Consider the following 16,741-nt stretch of genomic DNA (forward strand, 5'->3'; position numbering starts at 1 on the left):
TACCAGCCAGGGTACGCCCATCAGTGAAAGTGGCATAACGTAAAGCGTGCAGGTGGGGTGCCTGCACGCAAGAGCTCAGTTATCGGTGTCAGACACGCCGAAGGCATTGAGTTCACCATCGTCGGTAATCACGTAGAGACGCTGGCCGTTGCCGATGGGTTCCAGGCTGATGCCGTCACCGACATCGCGTCGACCCACCAGTTCGCCGCTTTGGGCATCGAACAGATGGATATAACCTTCGTAATCGCCCACTGCGATGCGGCCGTTGACGAAGGTCGGTGAGGTCAGCCAGCGGCCTTCCAAGGCGTCAGACTCCCATATGACCCGGCCGGACAGCGCATCGAGGGCCAGCATATGACTGGCTTCGTTGACCGTGAACAGGGTGTCGCCAACCAGCATGGGGCTCAGGTAGCTAGACGACTCGCGCTCCCAGAGTGTTTCGCCACTAGTCGCTTCGAGGGCCAGCAGACGTCCGTTGTAGCTGGTGACATAGAGGCGTCCGTCACGGGTCAGCAGTGGCTGACCGTCGAGGTCGACCAGACGCTCGACTTCGCTGCGACCTTGCGGTACGGCGACACGCATGTCCCAGAGGGCTTGGCCACTGCGGTTGTCCAGGGTGACCAGGCGGCCGTTGGCGAAGCCGGCAAAGGTTACTTGGTCGATGACCTGGGGGGTGCCAGTGCCACGCAGGGTCAGCGCCGGTTCATTGCTGTTGTAGACCCACTGCTCCTCGCCAGTGGTCCGATCCAAGGCGGTAATGGCGCCATCCACACTTTGTACGACTAACAGCCGGCTGTTGGCCTGGGGCGGCGCGAGGACCTCACTGGAGACTCTGGAACGCCACAGCTCCTCACCGCTGGATTGATCCAGAGCCACGACCTCACCATTCCGGGTGCCCAGATAAACACGGCCGGCGACGGCACGCAGGCCGCTGGAGATGGGCGTACCGAGTTCGACCTGCCACTGGCGCTCGCCACTCTCGGCATCGATGGCACGGACCAGCCCGGACTGGTCGGCGGCGAATAGCACGCCACTATCGAGTGCCGGAGTGATTGGATAGCGAGCCACGCCCAAACCTTCACCGATACTCTGGTTCCAGTCCCGGTCGATGTCGACCTGGGGCTGGATAGCGGTCAGCTCGCGCGGCGCATACTCGGGCTCGACGGAGCCGGCACAGCCGGCCAGCAGAGCGACCAGAACTGCGGGAACGAAAAGCGAAGAAGTCTTCATAGCATGGCATCCTCTGCACCGAGATTGTCGAGCTTGAGCTGGACACCGGGCACCGGCTGGCCACCTTCCTGGGCCAGACGCAAGGCGTTACGGTAAGCCTCGCGGGCGTCGGCTTCACGATCCAGGGCAACAAATATATCGCCACGGGTATTGGCCAACTGGGCGGCGAGGGCATCGGGCACGCCGGCTTCGAGGGTCTTCAGTGCCGTGTCAGGGTTACCGTCGGCGAGCTGTACGCGAGCCAGGCGCAGGCGGGCGAGACCCTGCAGGTAAGGGCGCTGCGTCGTGTCGATCAGGCCCTGCAAGGCTTCCATGGCTGCCGCATGATCATTATCTGTGATTGCCAGGCGTGCCTGGAGGAGGGTGGCCAGGTCGGCATATAGCGTATCGCCATGCTCATCCTTGACCTCGCCGATAAGCTGCTGGGCCTGGGCCATCATGTCGGCATCAAGTTCATCCTGGCCGGCCAGCGACAACAGTTGCTGGTAGCGCATGGAGGCCGCTTCAGCCTGGTTGGCCTGGTAGCTTTGCCACGCTTTCCAGCCGAAGACACCGGCAGCGGCAATCACCACACCCGCGATCAGGGACGTGCCATTGGCCTTCCACCAGCGCTTGATGGCGTCAAGCTGTTCTTCTTCGGTTTGCAGTTCCGCCACGGGCGGTCTCCTTCAAGTCTGTCTGAAACTGGCTGTGCCTTGTTCAGGCGGCCTACAAGACAAATGGTTTGAATATCAATTCAGTAGGGCCGACAGTGCCTCGGCGACATCGTCGCGTGACAGGCTTGCCTGTTCGCGCTCCTCGCGAAGGAATTTGACTCCGACCGTTCCCTGTTCGACTTCGTCCTCGCCAAGGATCAGAGCCACACGAGCACCGCTCTTGTCGGCCTTCTTGATCTGGCTCTTGAAGCCGCCACCGCCACAGTGCAATTGCAGCGAGAGCGTCGGCAGGGCGTCGCGCAGGGTCTCACCGAGCAGCAGCGCTTCGCGCTCAGCCCGCTCTCCCATTGCCAATAGGTAGGCGTCCGGGCCACGTTGGCTATCCGCTGGCACCAGATCGAGCGTTTCGAGCAGCAGGATCAGGCGTTCAATACCCATGGCAAAACCCACGGCAGGAGCGGGCTTGCCACCGAGCTGTTCGACCAGGCCATCGTAACGGCCCCCGGCGCAAACGGTGCCTTGGCTACCCAGCGCGGTAGTGGTCCACTCGAACACGGTGCGCGAGTAATAGTCGAGTCCGCGGACCAGGCGCGGGTTGATGCGATACTCAATGCCCGCTGCATCGAGACGGGCGGTGAGTTGCTCGAAATGCACACGCGACTCGGTATCGAGATGGTCGAGTAGTTGCGGAGCACCGGCCAACATCTCGGCCATATCGGGATTCTTTGAATCGAGTATGCGCAGCGGGTTGCTCGATAGGCGGCGCTGGGAATCCTCGTCGAGGACGTCACGATGCTGTTCGAAATAGGCAACCAGCTTGTCGCGATAGGCCTGGCGAGCTTCAAGTGAGCCTAGCGAGTTGAGCTCAAGGGTGACGTGTTCATAAAGGCCGAGCTGTTTCCACAGACGCGCCGACAGCAGAATCACCTCGGCATCGATATCGGGGCCTTCCATGCCGAAGGCTTCGACGCCGACCTGATGGAACTGACGATAGCGACCCTTTTGGGGACGCTCATGACGGAACATGGGCCCCTGGTACCATAGCCGCTGGGTCTGGTTGTGCAGCAGGCCATGTTCCATGGCGGCGCGTACACACGCCGCTGTGCCTTCAGGGCGCAGCGTCAGGCTGTCGCCGTTGCGATCTTCGAAGGTATACATCTCCTTTTCGACGATGTCAGTGACCTCGCCGATGGAGCGGGCAAACAGCGCTGTCTGCTCCAAAATAGGGGTGCGTATCTCACGATAGCCGTAGCGCTGCATCAACGTTTCGACCTGATGCTCGAAGTACTGCCATAACGGCGATTGTTCAGGCAACAGGTCGTTCATGCCACGAATGGCCTGGATCTTCTTGCTCAAGGGTAACTCCTGGCATGCCGGGCAATGGGCTGGCATGCCCCAGTGCCCGGCCAAAAAGAAACCTTAGCTGCGAGCGATCATGTCCTGCTCGGCGGCTTGTTTTTCACGGACCTTCTCGCGGATCAAACGCTCCAGGTCATCGACGAGGTGATCGTTACGCAACTTGGTTGCCGGTTTGCCGTCGATGTAGACAAGATTGGCGGGGCTGCCGCCAGTCAGGCCGATGTCGCTCTCCTTAGCCTCGCCGGGACCATTGACCACACAGCCGATCACCGAAACATCGAGCGGTGTCATGATGTCCTCTAGACGCTCTTCGAGGGCGTTCATGGTGCCGATTACGTCGAAGTTCTGACGTGAGCAACTCGGACAGGCGACGAAATTGATACCCTTGGCGCGCAGCCGCAGGCTCTTGAGCATGTCGTAGCCGACCTTGATCTCCTCGACAGGATCGGCGGCGAGCGAGACGCGAATGGTGTCGCCGATACCGTCCATCAGCAACATGCCTAGCCCGATCGACGATTTGACGGTTCCCGAGCGCAGCCCGCCGGCTTCGGTGATTCCCAAGTGCAGGGGCTGTTCGATGCGTGTGGCCAAGTCGCGGTAGGCGGCGACCGCCATGAATACATCGGAGGCTTTGACGCTGACCTTGAAGTCGGGAAAGTCGAGCCGGTCGAGATGATCAATGTGGCGCATCGCGGACTCGACCAACGCGGCGGGCGTAGGCTCGCCATACTTCTTCTGCAAGTCCTTCTCCAGCGAACCGGCATTGACCCCAATGCGGATCGGAATGCCATTGTCGCGCGCTGCCTCGACCACGGCGCGAACACGATCCTCACGACCGATGTTGCCGGGGTTGATGCGCAGGCAGTCGACACCGAGTTCGGCGACCCGCAGCGCGATCTTGTAGTCGAAGTGAATATCGGCGACCAGCGGCACCTGGACCTGTCGCTTGATGCGTCCAAAGGCCTCGGCGGCGTCCATGGTCGGGACGGAAACACGCACGATGTCGGCTCCAGCGGCTTCCAGGCGTTGGATCTGTGCCACCGTGGCCTCGACATCGTTCGTGTCGGTGTTGGTCATGCTCTGTACGGAGATGGGGGCGCCGCCGCCCACCGCCACCGAGCCGACATGAATCTGGCGTGACTTGCGCCGTTGAATCGGAGACTGAGAGTGCATAGCCTGAATCATTCTCCCAAGGTGAAGCGGGCGACATTGTTGCCGCCGGCGCGAGCACGGAGATCGACCGGCTCGCCGCGATAACGTAGTTCGACACCACTGGCATTACCTATGGTCAGGCGGAACGGGGGATCGCCTTCCACGGTCGCTTCGGTGCCGGGTGATTGCAGACCGACCAGGATGCGCTGGCCATTGGCATCGTAAATCTCGGTCCATGACTGTTCGTTGAACGTGAACGCCAGACGACGGTTGTTGACGGCAGGGGCTTCGGCCTGTGTTGGCTCCTGAGCCTCGGCGGATGCTGCTGCCGTGGCCTCGGGTGTGGAGTCGCTCGCGTTGGTTGTCGCAGGCTGTGCCGCGTCGTCAGAAGGCGCTGATGGGTTGGACGCTGCCTCTGCATTGGATGCTGCCGCTTCGGCCGCTTCGCTGTCGGCTGTGGCGGGTGTAGGCTCAGGTGTGTCCGTATCAGGCTCGTCCGTAGAGGGCGTTGGCGCTTCGTCAGCGGTGGTGGCGCTTTCGTCGTCAACCAAGCCGAGCTCGTTATTCTCTTCGGGTAAAGGGGGGAGTGCACTACTTTCGGATTCGCCTGCTGCCGGCTCGGCTTGGGTGAGTGTGCCATTCGCTGTTTGCTCACCCATTGGGCTGACCTCGACCGAGTCGCTCAAGCCCAGGCCTTCCATCAGTTCGTTACCGTTGCGGCTTTGCCACCACAGCAGTGTCAGGCCGATCAGACCGAGAATGACCAGCAATGTGACCAGTTTGAATACCCAGGCACCGAGCTTTGACGGTGGCTTGGTCACGTTGACTGGCGTCACCTTGCGGTCGAGATCGCCTTGACCATACTGGCTGTTATAGGCCTCGACAATCTGGCGTTCGTCGATTCCCATCAGTCGGGCATAGGCGCGAAGATATCCACGGCGGTAGGCCGGGATTGGCACCTCGTCGTAACGGTCCTCTTCCAGACCGGCAACGACTGCCGGGCGAAGGTTGAGCTGAACGGCCACTTCCTCGAGTCCCAGCCCCTGGCGTTCACGCTCGCGTCTGAGCTGCTGACCGGGTGAGGTGTGACCGGTGGGGTCGAAGCTGGCTTCCTGTCGTTCTTGTGCTTCGCTCATGACTGAGCTTTCCTCTTAATGCGTGTGGTCAGGGGGCGCCTTCGTATTCGTCGAGCTGGCGTGTATAGAAAGCGGCGGTCACGGCATCCCCGCGGGCGCTAGCGATTCGTTGCGCCAGGCGAAGCCCTTCGGGGTTCATGCCGGCCAGCCGGATGAACGTTTGCAGCTGTTCCCAGGCGCGCTCGTCATTGCCCTGAGCGTGGTTGATCTGGGCCAGCGTCAAATAGGTGCGCGCGTTACGCGGGTCGATGGCCTGCGCACGCTCCAGGCTGGTACGTGCCGCCTGCAGATCACCCAGCTCACGCTGGCAAATGCCCAGATTGGTATACAACTGGGCACGGTTATCGTACTTGAGGTCCTGCGATGCGCGCTCGAGCTGCTGGCAGGAGGCCTCGATGCGGTCCTGAGCAAACAGGAACGCGGCATAGTTATTGCGGGCTCGAGTAAAACCCGGATCTTCGGCCAGGGCACGCTGGAAAAAGCGGTCGGCATGCGCCGTCTCACCCTGACGCTGATAAAGCAGGGCTTGGGCCTGAAGTGCATCTGGATCGTCGGGGGCGATTTCCAGGGCCCGGTCAAGCTTGTCTTGGGCACGACGCAAATTGCCCTGCTCCATGTACTCGATACCCATGGTGACATTGAGCTTGAGTGCCTGGTCCAGATCTGCCGTATGGGTTGGCTGCTCCAGCGCCGTGGTCGTGCAGCCAGATAGCCAGAATACGCCGAGCATAACGGCGGATAGTCTGGTCAGCGATGACGAACGACAGCGTCGGATCATGCACTCCTCGAGTGGATTCTTATGGTTGGGCCATACGGACAGGCCACCTTGATCGCGGTAAAGTATGAAGCGTACTCATCAAAGCGCCGTGACCAGTTGAAGTCAAGGACGGCCTTCCATTCAATCGGCGTCGAGCTGAATCGATTGAATATAACGCTCGTGTCGCCGAGTCCTGTCCTTCACCCGACCGACCAACTGGCCGCAGGCCGCATCGATGTCATCCCCGCGCGTGGTGCGGATCGGTGCGGTGTACCCCAACTCGTAGAGCCACTGCTGAAAGCGCATCGTCTGGTTGCGCGACGGCTTCTCGTAACCCGAGTGCGGAAATGGATTGAAGGGGATCAGGTTGATCTTGCAGGGCAGTTCCTTGAGCAGGGCCGCTAGCTGCTCGGCATGCTCTTGCTGATCGTTGACGTCCTTGATCAGCGTGTACTCGATGGTGACCAATCGAGTGTCGTCGCACTTCGCCAGGTAGCGCTGGCAGGCGTCGAGCAGATTGCGGATGTTGTACTTGCGGTTGATCGGTACCAGCTCGTTGCGCAACTCGTCGTTGGCGGCATGCAGCGAGATGGCCAGGCTAACGTCGATCTCGTCGCCGAGCCGGTCGATCATCGGCACGACGCCCGAGGTGGATAACGTGACGCGGCGTTTGGAGAGCCCGTAGCCGTTGTCGTCGAGCATGAGCTTCATTGCCGGCACGACATTATCGTAGTTGAGCAGCGGCTCGCCCATGCCCATCATCACCACGTTGGTCACCGGTCGGTTGGCAGTATCGCGACGCGGCCCGACACTGCGCTGGGCGACCCAAACCTGACCGATGATTTCGGCAGCAGTGAGGTTGCGCTGGAAACCCTGCTTGCCCGTAGAGCAAAAACTGCAATCCAGCGAGCAGCCAACCTGGGACGATACGCACAAGGTGCGGCGAGTGCCGTTATCAGACGGGATCAGTACCGTTTCCACATAACTGCCGTCCTCGACCTCGAGCACCCATTTGCGGGTACCGTCGTTGGATGTACCTTCGTAGACCACGCCCGGGCCACGAATCTCGGCAACCTCGGCCAGGCGCGTACGCAGCGCCTTGGACAGGTTGGTCATGGCCTCGAAGTCATCGCAGCCTTCATGGTGGATCCACTTCATGACCTGTGCGGCGCGAAACTTCTTTTCGCCGATGGAAACGAAAAAGGCTTCCATCCCTTCATGGGACAGGCCAAGCAGATTGGTACGTGAGGATTGGGTGATGGCAGTCATAGTCAGCTATCGGTAGGGCACGGAGCGAGAAAAGCTCGAAGGCGTGATGCGCGTCAGGCGGGGGCGCGCCCCCGCCATGCACGGATCAGCGCGGGCAGATCTCGTCACTGCTGAAGAAATAGGCGACTTCGCGCTCGGCGGATTCCGGCGAGTCGGAGCCATGAACGGCATTGGCGTCTATGGACTGGGCAAAGTCGGCGCGGATGGTGCCGGGCGCAGCTTCCTTGGGGTTGGTGGCGCCCATCAGTTCGCGGTTCTTGGCGATGGCGTCGTCCCCTTCCAGTACCTGGACCATAACCGGGCCGGACGTCATGAAGCCGACCAGCTCACCGAAGAAGCCGCGCTCCTTGTGCTCGGCGTAGAAGCCTTCGGCCTGCTCCTTGGAAAGATGCAGCATCTTGGCAGCAACGATCTTCAGGCCGGCCTTCTCGAAGCGGCTATAGATTTCGCCGATCACATTCTTGGCGACGGCATCGGGCTTGATAATGGAAAGGGTGCGCTGGTTAGCCATGCGAAGACTCCGTGAGTACGTTGAATGCAGTATGGATCAAAGACGGCTGCGCGCCGCTGGGGCGGCGCGCAGGATACGTTTCGGCAAACGGGTGGTCCGGCACCGAAAATCGCGACATTATAGCGGTTTGGCTGCCGTTACGCACCCTGCTGCGAGCTGGTGTGGCCTCGCGTTCAGACACTGAAGCTCTCGCCGCAACCACACTGATCCTTTACGTTGGGGTTGTTGAATCGGAAGAAGCGGTTGAGGCCCTCCGAGACGTAGTCCACTTCACTGCCATCAAGCATCGACAGAGCATCCGGTGCCACATAGACCTTGGCGCCATGTTCCTCGAAAGCAACGTCATCGTTGGCGGCTTCGTCGGCGAAATCGAGTACGTAGCTATAGCCGGAACAGCCGCTGGGCTTGACGCTTACCCGTAGACCTAGGCCGTGGCCGCGCTCGTCGAGGACCTGACGGATCTGATTGGCCGCTGCGGGAGTGATCGAAATTTGAGCCATGTGTTTCCTCCTCGATAATGAAGCGCCGCGTCAATGGTGCAGTGCCGTCAGCGCGTGCTGCAGTTCGGCAACGGCGGTGTCGATGTCTTCCTCGGTGGTGAAGCGACCGAAGCTGAACCGCAATGATGTAAGGGCGCGTGACCGGGGTACACCGATGCCTTTCAATACATAAGATGGCTCGACACTCGCCGAATTGCAGGCCGAACCGGTAGATACCGCAATGCCACGCAGCGCCATCAGCAGCGACTCGCCGTCCACCCCATCGAAGGCAAGGTTGATGATGTTGGGCACTGCCACCTCGACCGACGTGTTGCGATATACGCCAGGCAGATCGCTCAGGCCGTCGAGGAAGCGATGCGCCAACCGGGCGATACGGACCTGATCGTCCGGCCCTTCGCGTTCGGCCAGGGCAAAGGCTTCGCCCATGCCAGCGATCTGGTGGGTTGCCAGCGTTCCCGAGCGCATGCCGCGCTCGTGGCCACCGCCATGAATCAATGCCTCGACACGGATGTCGGGGCTGCGGCGAACGTAGAGGGCGCCAATCCCCTTGGGGCCGTAGACCTTATGGGCCGATAGCGACATCAGGTCGATACCCAGCTGGTTGACGTCCAGCGGAATACGGCCCGAGGCCTGGGCTGCGTCGACATGCAGGGCAGCGCCATGGGTGTGAGTGACCTCGGAAAGGGCTGCCAAGTCATGGATCGTGCCGAGCTCGTTATTCACTGCCATCAACGAGACCAGTACGGTGTCGTCGCGCATGGCCTCGGCCAGTTGCGTCGGCGACACGCGGCCATCGGGTCCTGGCGTCAGCCAGGTTACCTCGAAGCCTTCCGCTTCCAGCGCGCTGGCGGTATCCACGACGGCCTTGTGTTCGATGCTCGATGTTACCAAGTGACGTCCGCGAGCACGGTTGGCGCGCATGAAGCCGGTCAGGGCCAGGTTGTCGGCTTCGGTGGCGCCGGAGGTCCACACGATCTCTCTTGGGTCGGCTCCGATCAGGTCGGCCACTTGGCGGCGAGCATGCTCTACGGTCTGCTCGGCCTGCCAGCCAGGCATATGACTGCGTGACGCCGGATTGGCATAGATGCCATCCAGGGTCAGGTGCCGGCTCATGATGTCAGCGACACGAGGGTCGACCGGGGTGGTCGCGGCATAATCGAGATAAACAGGTCCGTTCATGACGTGTTGTCTACCGTTGAGCGAAATCGGGCCGCGATCAAGGTGAATCCACGGCAATGGTGTCACCGTCGACGCGTATTCGCTGACGAGCGGCAATGTTGCGTACCTCATGGCGCTTGACCAAATCAGCCAGGGTCACGCCATCGAGAAAGTCGTGAATCTCTCGTGTGAGCTCACACCACAGGTGATGGGTGAGGCAGGTGCTGCCTTGCTGGCAGTCCGACAGCCCCTGGCAGCGGGTCGCATCCACCGACTCGTTGACGGCATCGATCACGCAGGCCACCGATACAGCATCCAGCGAGACGGCCAGGAGATAGCCACCACCGGGGCCACGTACGCTTCTGACCAGCTTGGCCCGGCGTAACTTGGCGAAAAGCTGCTCGAGATACGACAGGGAAATTTCCTGACGGCGTGAGATGTCGGCCAGACAGACAGGAGTCTGATCGGCATGCAGGGCCAAGTCGAGCATGGCGGTGACGGCGTAGCGTCCCTTGGTGGTCAGGCGCATAGGGGGTCACACAGGCGTGTTGATGGCCAAAACGATGGCGGAACGCCGAAGGCATTCCGCTGAGTCGCAGCCATTATGGAAAAACCTAGTAGAACGGTCAACAATTATGCCCGTTGGCGTCAGCGCTCGCCCCCAGAGCGTTTGCGGGACGGCGAAGAGGCTGGCTGTGCCTCCTGCCGTTCGTCGTCCTGCGTCGTCAGCTTGTCATCAGGCAGCGAGCAGCAGCTCTCAACGTCGGCAAGGATCTCGGAGAAGTCTTCGTCGCGCAGTTGCGGCCACTGCCCGGCGCGGTAGCCCGCATCGAGCTTGCGTAGCGTTGCACACATCATGTCCATGCGCTGATCCACGGCGTGCATGTGATCGAGCATGGCCTGCATGGAGCGCGCTACCGGGTCGGGCATGTCCTGGCTGACCCCATAGGCATCGAAGCCGAACTTCTGACGAATCGCTTCGCGCCGCTCCGGATCGAACGCCGGCGCTTCCTCCACGTCGGGGTCGGCGCGCTTGACGATCTTGCCGGGAATGCCGACGACCGTGGCGCCGGCCGGTACCGCCTTGGTGATCACGGCATTGGAGCCGATCTTGGCGCCGGCCCCGACCGTGAACGGGCCCAGGATCTTGGCGCCGGCCCCGACGATGACCCCGTCTTCCAACGTGGGATGCCGCTTGCCCTTGTTCCAGCTGGTGCCGCCCAGTGTCACGCCCTGGTAGAGCGTGACGTCGTCGCCGACCTCGGCGGTCTCGCCGATCACCACGCCCATGCCGTGATCGATGAAGAAGCGCCGTCCGATTCGCGCGCCGGGGTGGATCTCGATGCCTGTCAGCCAGCGGAACAGCGTCGATACGCTGCGTGCCAGCCATTTCAGATTGCAGGTCCACAGCCAGTGGCTCAGGCGATGAGCGAGCAGGGCGTGCAGGCCCGGGTAGTTAGTCAGGACTTCGAGGAAGTTGCGCGCCGCGGGATCCCGGGCGAATACACTGTTTATGTCTTCACGCAGACGGCTGAACATGAAGCGATCCTTGTCACGGGCCAGGCCGATAGTCGACCGCAGCGATGAATCGTGGGGCAAATATTATTGGGGCGTGACCATCGCCCTGCAAGGTATGTGCAGGGCAGAAGTTACGCCGTGCTCTTGTCAGCGATTTCGGGCGCTTTTTTCCATGGCGGTGAGAATCCCGCGCAGGATGTTTATCTCCATACGGTCGGGGCGTGCACGTAGATAGAGACGGCGTAGCCGGGCCATCAACTGGCGAGGGTTGTCGGGATCGTGGAAGTCAATGGCGATCAGGGCGCGCTCCATATGCTCGAAAAAGCGCTCCAGGTCCGCGTGGTCGGCCAGTGGGCTGTCCCATTCAGTGCCGAAGGGGGCGTCGTCTTCGCGGTCGGTCCCGTTAGGGGCCGATGCCAGCCAGGCCTGGCGGCACTCATAAGCCAGCACTTGTACGGCGGCGGCCAGGTTTAGAGAGCTGAAATCGGGATTGGTGGGAATGTGTACATGACGATGGCAGCGCTGGAGCTCGGCGTTGGTCAGCCCGGTATCCTCGCGGCCGAATACCAGCGCCACGCGGGCACTTTCATGACCCATTTCCGCACTCAGCCCCTCGCCGAGCTGGCGCGGCGTGATCATCGGCCAGGGCAGGGTGCGTGAGCGAGCGCTGGCGCCCACCGCCAGGGTGGCATCGCCGAGCGCCGCGTCGAGCGTATCGTGGACCCGAGCTGCGGCAAGAATCTCGTCCGCGCCCGACGCCCGCGATATCGACTCGCTGCAATGCACGTCGCAGCGAGGCGTTACCAGAACCAGGTCGCTCAGACCCATGTTCTTCATGGCGCGAGCGGCACCACCGATGTTTCCGGGATGGCTGGTGCCGACGAGGACGATGCGCAGGCGGTCAAGGGAAAAGGTTGAAGCGGGCATGTCTGGGTGCAGTCCGGAGTCGTTGACGATGGACTCGACAGTCTACCATGTGACGTGACATGACGGCGGGACAGGGCGATTTTCATGGCCCATGATGCGGTTTTTTGCTAGTATGCCCGCCGTTCTTTAACAGTGACCGACTCCTCAAGGCCCGATCATGCATCCGATGGTCCAATTTGCGCTGCGCGCCGCGCGCAGCGCCGCCGAACAGTTCGTACGCATTCGTGAGCGTATCGAGACTGCCCATGAAGACCGTAACCTTGAAGGCCTGCTGGAAGATGCCGCCCGTAACGCCGAAACGCTGATTGTGCGTCAGCTGGCGCGCGGCTATCCCCAGCATGGCGTTTCTGGCCGCTTCACCCCGCACCGTGATGGTGAAGGCGAAGGCCGGGACATCGTCTGGAAGATCGAACCTTTCCATGGCTACTCCAACCTGGGTGTCGCCGGTAACGGGTTCGCCATTTCGCTGGTGTGCCTGGTCAAGGGGCGCCCGGAACATGCTGTGGTGATTTGTCCGTTCAGCGACGACGAATACCTGGCCAGTCGTGGACGCGGCGCCCAGCACAACGGCAAGCGCATCCGCGTGAGCAAGGCGACCAGCATCACGGGAATTCGTTTGGCGATGGGGCTGCCCGAGAGCTGGCTGCGTGCTCGCCATTTCCCCACCTATCTGCGTGTGCTTCAGCAGCTCGGCCCCCAGGTCGAGACTGTGATCGCCACGGGCTGTCCGCTGCTGGACATTGCCGAGATGGCCGCCGGTCGCGCCGATGCGGTGCTGGTGCTGGGCCTCGAGGAGCAGGACAGCCTGATCGGCTCGCTGTTGCTCAAGGAAGCCGGCGCACTGATGGGCGGTCCAGACGGGAGTCCCAATGTAGGCCCTGAAAGCGACCTGCTGGCTGCCGGCCCGCGTCTGTTCAAGGCGTTGTTACAGCGGCTCAAGCCGCATGTGTCGACCTGACGCTCGTTGCACCCAACCAGAAACCCCGCTGTGTCTCAGCGGGGTTTTTTATTGTCTGGACAGGCCTAGTTAGCGGGGCCGATGATGTGCTTTATCTCCTGATAGCTGGCCAATCCCCACGGGCCGAGTTCCCTGCCGATACCACTGCGCTTGAAGCCGCCCCAAGCCGTTTGCGGCAAAACTAGTTGCTCACTGTTATACCAGATACTGCCGGCCTGCAATTGGCGCCCGATGCGTTTGGCGCGTGCCGGGTCGCCGCTGACGACGGTTGCCGCCAGCCCATAATCGCTGTCATTGGCCAGGGCGATGGTGTCCTGTTCACTGGACACGCTGCGTCCGCAGAGTACCGGGCCGAAAATCTCCTCGCGCCATAGACGACTATCGACAGGCACGTCACGGTAGAGCGTGGGGGCGACGAAGTAGCCTTGTTGGGGCAGGGGACGGTCACGCGCATCGCGAACCGCTGTGAGGCCTTCCTGGTCTGCGATGCTGAGGTAATGCTCGACGGCCTCTTTTTGGCGAGCACTGGTCATGGGCCCTTGGGTCGTCGCTTCATCTAGCGGATCGCCCAGCACCAGCGAATCGATGCGCTGGCCCAGCGCCGCATAGAGCGCATCGGCCACGGCTTCATGGACGATCAGCCGCGAGGTGGCCGAACAGATCTGACCGGCATTGAAGTAGATGCCGGCCATGACATGATCGGCGGCCTCTTCGACATCCGCGTCGTCCATGACGATGATCGGTGACTTGCCGCCCAGCTCAAGGGAAATATTGCGGCTGCCATCGGCCGCGGCCCGCATCACCGCTTCACCGACGCGATTGCTGCCGGTAAACGACACCTTGTCGATGCCACGGTGCTGACTCAACGGCGCGCCGATACCCTCGCCATCCCCATGAAGCAAATTGAACACGCCTTCGGGCAGCCCGACTTCAAGGGCGATTTCAGCTAGCGCTTGTTCAGGGAGCGGGGTGACTTCGGAGGGCTTGAGTACCGCGGTACAGCCGGCGGCCAGGGCCGGCGCCAGCTTCCAGGCGCTGGTCACCAGGGGGAAGTTCCACGGCGTAATCAGCCCGACCACACCGACCGGATCGAAATAACAGCGGGCTTCAACGCCAACCATGTCCAGTTCCACCGGCTGGCCCTGACGGGAATCGAGCTTACGGGCCTGCTCGGCATAATAGCGATAGCAGGCAATGGCATCGTCAAGATCGATGCCGGCTTCCGCGAGCGCCTTGCCGTTATTGGTCGACGACAGGCGGATCAGCTCCTCACGACGGGCGGTCAGCGACTGAGCGAAGCCATCAAGGTACACGGCCCGCTGCTCGCCCGTCAGGGCTTGCCAGCCCGGGAGGGCGCGACGTGCGGCGACAACGGCGGCATCTACGTCCTTGGCATCGCCGGCAGTGACTTCGGTGATAGCCGTTTCCGTATAGGGATTGATTACCGGTAGGGTACGAGTGCTGTGCGAAGGCACCCATTGATTCGCAATGAACTGCTTGTCGAGGCGTTGCATGGCCATTCCTTTATCCTTCAAGCGTCATGGGTCCGCAGCCAGTCATCGATCATCGAATGCAGGTGGGCGCCCGAGAAACTGGGGAAATGCCCACCGTGAACGACACGCGCGGGCAAATGACGCAGCCGGCGCAGACTGGCGGCGTAATCGGTCAGATTGCTGTGCCAGGTGTCTTCGATAAGCGGGCCGTCGTAAATCACATCGCCTGAGATAAGCGTACCGGTAGTCGCTTCCCAAAGGGCGATACCGCCGGGAGAATGCCCCGGCGTGTGGATGACTTCGAAGCGCCGGTCACCGAGATCGATCAGTTCGCCATCCTCGAGGGTGACGATCTGGCAGGGTGGGGTGAGGCGATACGTATGGTATTCGAACGGTGTCGGAGGCAGGGCCTCGAACATGTCATCGTCGAGAAAGGCGGCGGCCAGAGTACGCTCACGGTCCGGCGAAGCGAGGATATCTGCCTCTTCGGCGTGAACATGGCAGGTGTCGAACTCGCAGGCCGCGCCGATGTGATCGAAGTGGGTATGGCTGGCCACCGCGATCAGATCACGCTCGGCAAGCCGAGGCACATGCCGGCGCAGCGGTACGGCGCCCAGGCCGAAGTCGACCAGCAGGTCGCGCTCACGCCCCCGCACATGCCACATGTTGCAGCGGTAGAAGGGGCGTATCCACGGCTCGTCGATCAAGGTAATGTCATCGCCGAGCGAGGTCGTGCGATACCAGCGCTCGGCATCGATACGGAGCAGGCTCATGCCGCGGCCCTGCCGACATGCCGCCGAACGTGGCTCGCCGAATAATAGAGAGCCCCGGTGATCACGAAGACCGGCAGCGAGGCGCCGAAATCGAGCGGCGACACCCAATTCCAGTAATAGGCCAGCGCCGCCCCGACGCCATAGCTGACGAAGGCGACCGGATTCACGGCGGGGAGAGTGCTGCCCTGGCCCATCAGGTGTGCAGCACTGTAACGCTCGCGGCCGAGCAGGAAGTAATCGACGATCATCAGCGAGAAAGCTGGAATAAATACGCTGCCAATGATCAGCAGGAAGGTCTGGAATTGGTCGAGGATACCCGGGATCAGTGAGCCAATCACCGAAACGACGCCGATCACCAGAGCCGGTTTCCAGAACGGCGTACGGGGCGCCGTGCTCATGTAGGAGAGCGTGGCACTGTAGACGCACATGACATTGGTGGTCAGCACCGAGAAGAAAATCACCAGTGCCGCCGGCAGGCCGAAGCCGAAGCTGCTCAACAGCTGGGTCGGGTCATAGGTCTGAGGGAAGCCGATGGCGATCGATAGGGCCGAGACACTCGCACCCAGGCCCGTCGCGATGAGCGTGGCGGTGACGTAACCGCTCCATGTGCCGACGACCGCAGCCCGCAGGCTCTTGCAGTGGCGGTTGTAATCCGCAGCCAATGGAATCCATGAGAAGGCGGTAGCGATGACAATATCGAAGGCCACGCCGGCGCCCAACCCCCCGCGCGCCTCCATTTCGACGATACTCGGCAGGTCGTAGTTGGAGGCCAGCGCGAACACCACGACGCCCGACAAGGCCAGCATCAACACCGCGGCGATCTTCTCGGCGGTCTCGATACCCAAGTGGCCGCGCAGGGCAATCAACACGACCAACCCCTCGCAGATCACCGTGAACAACGCGACGTTGGAATAGCCGGTCAGGCTCTGCACGGCATAATCCAGGCTCATGCCCGCCAGCAGCGCCTGTATCCAGCTCCAGGCGATCAGCGCCAGCAGATTGACCCAGGCGGGGAAGGTCGCTCCGAGCCTTCCGAAAGTGCCTCTCGCCAGCACCATGGTCGTCATGCCGGTCTGTTGCCCCATCACGCCAATCAACACTAGCGGGATGATACCAATGGCCGAGCCCAGGAAGACCAGGGTCATGGCATGAAGAAAGGACAGATCCGGCGCCAGGAACATGCCGGTGAGTATCGTCGTAACCACCACGTTGGCACCCAGCCACAGTGCAAACGTGCCTGGCATTCCCAGGCTACGCTCGTGGGTAACGGCATCCAGTGTGTCCTGGCCGAAGGCCGAGGGTTTGGAAGTAGCCATTGTTGTTTTTCCTGTGATGTTTAAAGAC

At 61.6% G+C, this 16,741-nt stretch carries 17 protein-coding genes; 1 reads left to right on the forward strand and 16 read right to left on the reverse strand.

Annotation, left to right across the window (positions count from 1 at the left end; all coding sequences use genetic code 11):
- Positions 1-75 precede the first annotated feature (75 nt).
- The 13 genes from bamB to F568_RS0117350 all read right to left on the reverse strand — a co-directional run bounded on the left by bamB (position 76) and on the right by F568_RS0117350 (position 12,173).
- Positions 76-1,230, reverse strand: coding sequence for an outer membrane protein assembly factor BamB (gene bamB / locus F568_RS0117290; protein ID WP_019020023.1), 1,155 nt, complete (start codon positions 1,228-1,230; stop codon positions 76-78).
- Complete coding sequence (locus F568_RS0117295; protein WP_019020024.1) at positions 1,227-1,886, reverse strand: YfgM family protein; 660 nt, start codon at positions 1,884-1,886, stop codon at positions 1,227-1,229. Before F568_RS0117295 ends, bamB begins: the two co-directional genes overlap by 4 nt.
- Before the next feature lie 75 nt (positions 1,887-1,961).
- Positions 1,962-3,278 carry a histidine--tRNA ligase gene (hisS, locus tag F568_RS0117300; RefSeq protein WP_051087990.1) on the reverse strand — a complete coding sequence of 439 codons (1,317 nt, stop codon included), beginning with the start codon at positions 3,276-3,278 and terminating at the stop codon, positions 1,962-1,964.
- A gap of 27 nt (positions 3,279-3,305) precedes the next feature.
- Complete coding sequence (ispG, locus tag F568_RS0117305) at positions 3,306-4,418, reverse strand: flavodoxin-dependent (E)-4-hydroxy-3-methylbut-2-enyl-diphosphate synthase (RefSeq protein ID WP_019020026.1); 1,113 nt, start codon at positions 4,416-4,418, stop codon at positions 3,306-3,308.
- Between the two features lie 8 nt (positions 4,419-4,426).
- Positions 4,427-5,533: a RodZ domain-containing protein gene (locus tag F568_RS0117310; RefSeq protein ID WP_019020027.1), complete on the reverse strand. Its 1,107-nt coding sequence runs from the start codon at positions 5,531-5,533 to the stop codon at positions 4,427-4,429.
- A 28-nt stretch (positions 5,534-5,561) separates the two neighbouring features.
- Positions 5,562-6,311, reverse strand: a complete 750-nt coding sequence (gene pilW, locus F568_RS0117315) for a type IV pilus biogenesis/stability protein PilW (RefSeq protein ID WP_019020028.1) — start codon at positions 6,309-6,311, stop codon at positions 5,562-5,564.
- A 120-nt stretch (positions 6,312-6,431) separates the two neighbouring features.
- Positions 6,432-7,559 carry a dual-specificity RNA methyltransferase RlmN gene (rlmN, locus tag F568_RS0117320; RefSeq protein ID WP_019020029.1) on the reverse strand — a complete coding sequence of 376 codons (1,128 nt, stop codon included), beginning with the start codon at positions 7,557-7,559 and terminating at the stop codon, positions 6,432-6,434.
- Between the two features lie 85 nt (positions 7,560-7,644).
- The gene (gene ndk / locus F568_RS0117325; RefSeq protein ID WP_019020030.1) at positions 7,645-8,070 is read right to left on the reverse strand and encodes a nucleoside-diphosphate kinase; all 426 of its coding nucleotides are present in this window, start codon (positions 8,068-8,070) and stop codon (positions 7,645-7,647) included.
- Positions 8,071-8,243: 173 nt separating this feature from the next.
- Entirely contained in the window at positions 8,244-8,570 is a 327-nt protein-coding gene (locus tag F568_RS0117330) for a HesB/IscA family protein (RefSeq protein ID WP_019020031.1), read from the reverse strand.
- A 30-nt stretch (positions 8,571-8,600) separates the two neighbouring features.
- Entirely contained in the window at positions 8,601-9,749 is a 1,149-nt protein-coding gene (locus F568_RS0117335; RefSeq protein WP_019020032.1) for an aminotransferase class V-fold PLP-dependent enzyme, read from the reverse strand.
- Between the two features lie 37 nt (positions 9,750-9,786).
- The gene (gene iscR, locus F568_RS0117340) at positions 9,787-10,257 is read right to left on the reverse strand and encodes a Fe-S cluster assembly transcriptional regulator IscR (protein ID WP_019020033.1); all 471 of its coding nucleotides are present in this window, start codon (positions 10,255-10,257) and stop codon (positions 9,787-9,789) included.
- Between the two features lie 119 nt (positions 10,258-10,376).
- Positions 10,377-11,267: a serine O-acetyltransferase gene (gene cysE, locus F568_RS0117345; RefSeq protein ID WP_019020034.1), complete on the reverse strand. Its 891-nt coding sequence runs from the start codon at positions 11,265-11,267 to the stop codon at positions 10,377-10,379.
- Positions 11,268-11,393: 126 nt separating this feature from the next.
- On the reverse strand, positions 11,394-12,173 hold the full coding sequence (locus F568_RS0117350) for an RNA methyltransferase (protein ID WP_019020035.1): 780 nt from the start codon (positions 12,171-12,173) through the stop codon (positions 11,394-11,396).
- Between the two features lie 157 nt (positions 12,174-12,330).
- On the opposite strand from F568_RS0117350, the gene F568_RS0117355 reads away from it, so the two are divergent.
- On the forward strand, positions 12,331-13,131 hold the full coding sequence (locus F568_RS0117355; RefSeq protein WP_019020036.1) for an inositol monophosphatase family protein: 801 nt from the start codon (positions 12,331-12,333) through the stop codon (positions 13,129-13,131).
- Between the two features lie 65 nt (positions 13,132-13,196).
- Here the strand turns inward: F568_RS0117355 and F568_RS0117360 are convergent, their stop codons facing one another.
- From F568_RS0117360 to F568_RS0117370, 3 genes are read right to left on the reverse strand one after another with little or no spacing between them, the layout of a single operon-like run.
- Complete coding sequence (locus F568_RS0117360) at positions 13,197-14,645, reverse strand: aldehyde dehydrogenase family protein (protein ID WP_040476554.1); 1,449 nt, start codon at positions 14,643-14,645, stop codon at positions 13,197-13,199.
- Positions 14,646-14,662: 17 nt separating this feature from the next.
- A complete protein-coding gene (locus F568_RS0117365) occupies positions 14,663-15,397 on the reverse strand; it encodes an MBL fold metallo-hydrolase (RefSeq protein ID WP_019020038.1) in 735 nt (244 codons plus the stop codon).
- Entirely contained in the window at positions 15,394-16,713 is a 1,320-nt protein-coding gene (locus tag F568_RS0117370; RefSeq protein WP_019020039.1) for a purine-cytosine permease family protein, read from the reverse strand. The genes F568_RS0117365 and F568_RS0117370 overlap by 4 nt, the downstream gene beginning before the upstream one ends.
- Positions 16,714-16,741 lie beyond the last annotated feature (28 nt).

The organism is Modicisalibacter luteus DSM 23508 (assembly GCF_000378505.1).
GTDB classification, from domain to species: domain Bacteria; phylum Pseudomonadota; class Gammaproteobacteria; order Pseudomonadales; family Halomonadaceae; genus Modicisalibacter; species Modicisalibacter luteus.

Coding starts and splice junctions, on each gene's coding strand:
- bamB (WP_019020023.1), bottom strand. CDS start 1,230: ATGAAGACTTCTTCGCTTTTCGTTCCCGCAGTTCTGGTCGCTCTGCTG.
- hisS (WP_051087990.1), bottom strand. CDS start 3,278: ATGCCAGCCCATTGCCCGGCATGCCAGGAGTTACCCTTGAGCAAGAAG.
- ispG (WP_019020026.1), bottom strand. CDS start 4,418: ATGCACTCTCAGTCTCCGATTCAACGGCGCAAGTCACGCCAGATTCAT.
- F568_RS0117310 (WP_019020027.1), bottom strand. CDS start 5,533: ATGAGCGAAGCACAAGAACGACAGGAAGCCAGCTTCGACCCCACCGGT.
- pilW (WP_019020028.1), bottom strand. CDS start 6,311: ATGATCCGACGCTGTCGTTCGTCATCGCTGACCAGACTATCCGCCGTT.
- rlmN (WP_019020029.1), bottom strand. CDS start 7,559: ATGACTGCCATCACCCAATCCTCACGTACCAATCTGCTTGGCCTGTCC.
- ndk (WP_019020030.1), bottom strand. CDS start 8,070: ATGGCTAACCAGCGCACCCTTTCCATTATCAAGCCCGATGCCGTCGCC.
- F568_RS0117330 (WP_019020031.1), bottom strand. CDS start 8,570: ATGGCTCAAATTTCGATCACTCCCGCAGCGGCCAATCAGATCCGTCAG.
- F568_RS0117335 (WP_019020032.1), bottom strand. CDS start 9,749: ATGAACGGACCTGTTTATCTCGATTATGCCGCGACCACCCCGGTCGAC.
- iscR (WP_019020033.1), bottom strand. CDS start 10,257: ATGCGCCTGACCACCAAGGGACGCTACGCCGTCACCGCCATGCTCGAC.
- cysE (WP_019020034.1), bottom strand. CDS start 11,267: ATGTTCAGCCGTCTGCGTGAAGACATAAACAGTGTATTCGCCCGGGAT.
- F568_RS0117350 (WP_019020035.1), bottom strand. CDS start 12,173: ATGCCCGCTTCAACCTTTTCCCTTGACCGCCTGCGCATCGTCCTCGTC.
- F568_RS0117355 (WP_019020036.1), top strand. CDS start 12,331: ATGCATCCGATGGTCCAATTTGCGCTGCGCGCCGCGCGCAGCGCCGCC.
- F568_RS0117360 (WP_040476554.1), bottom strand. CDS start 14,645: ATGCAACGCCTCGACAAGCAGTTCATTGCGAATCAATGGGTGCCTTCG.
- F568_RS0117365 (WP_019020038.1), bottom strand. CDS start 15,397: ATGAGCCTGCTCCGTATCGATGCCGAGCGCTGGTATCGCACGACCTCG.
- F568_RS0117370 (WP_019020039.1), bottom strand. CDS start 16,713: ATGGCTACTTCCAAACCCTCGGCCTTCGGCCAGGACACACTGGATGCC.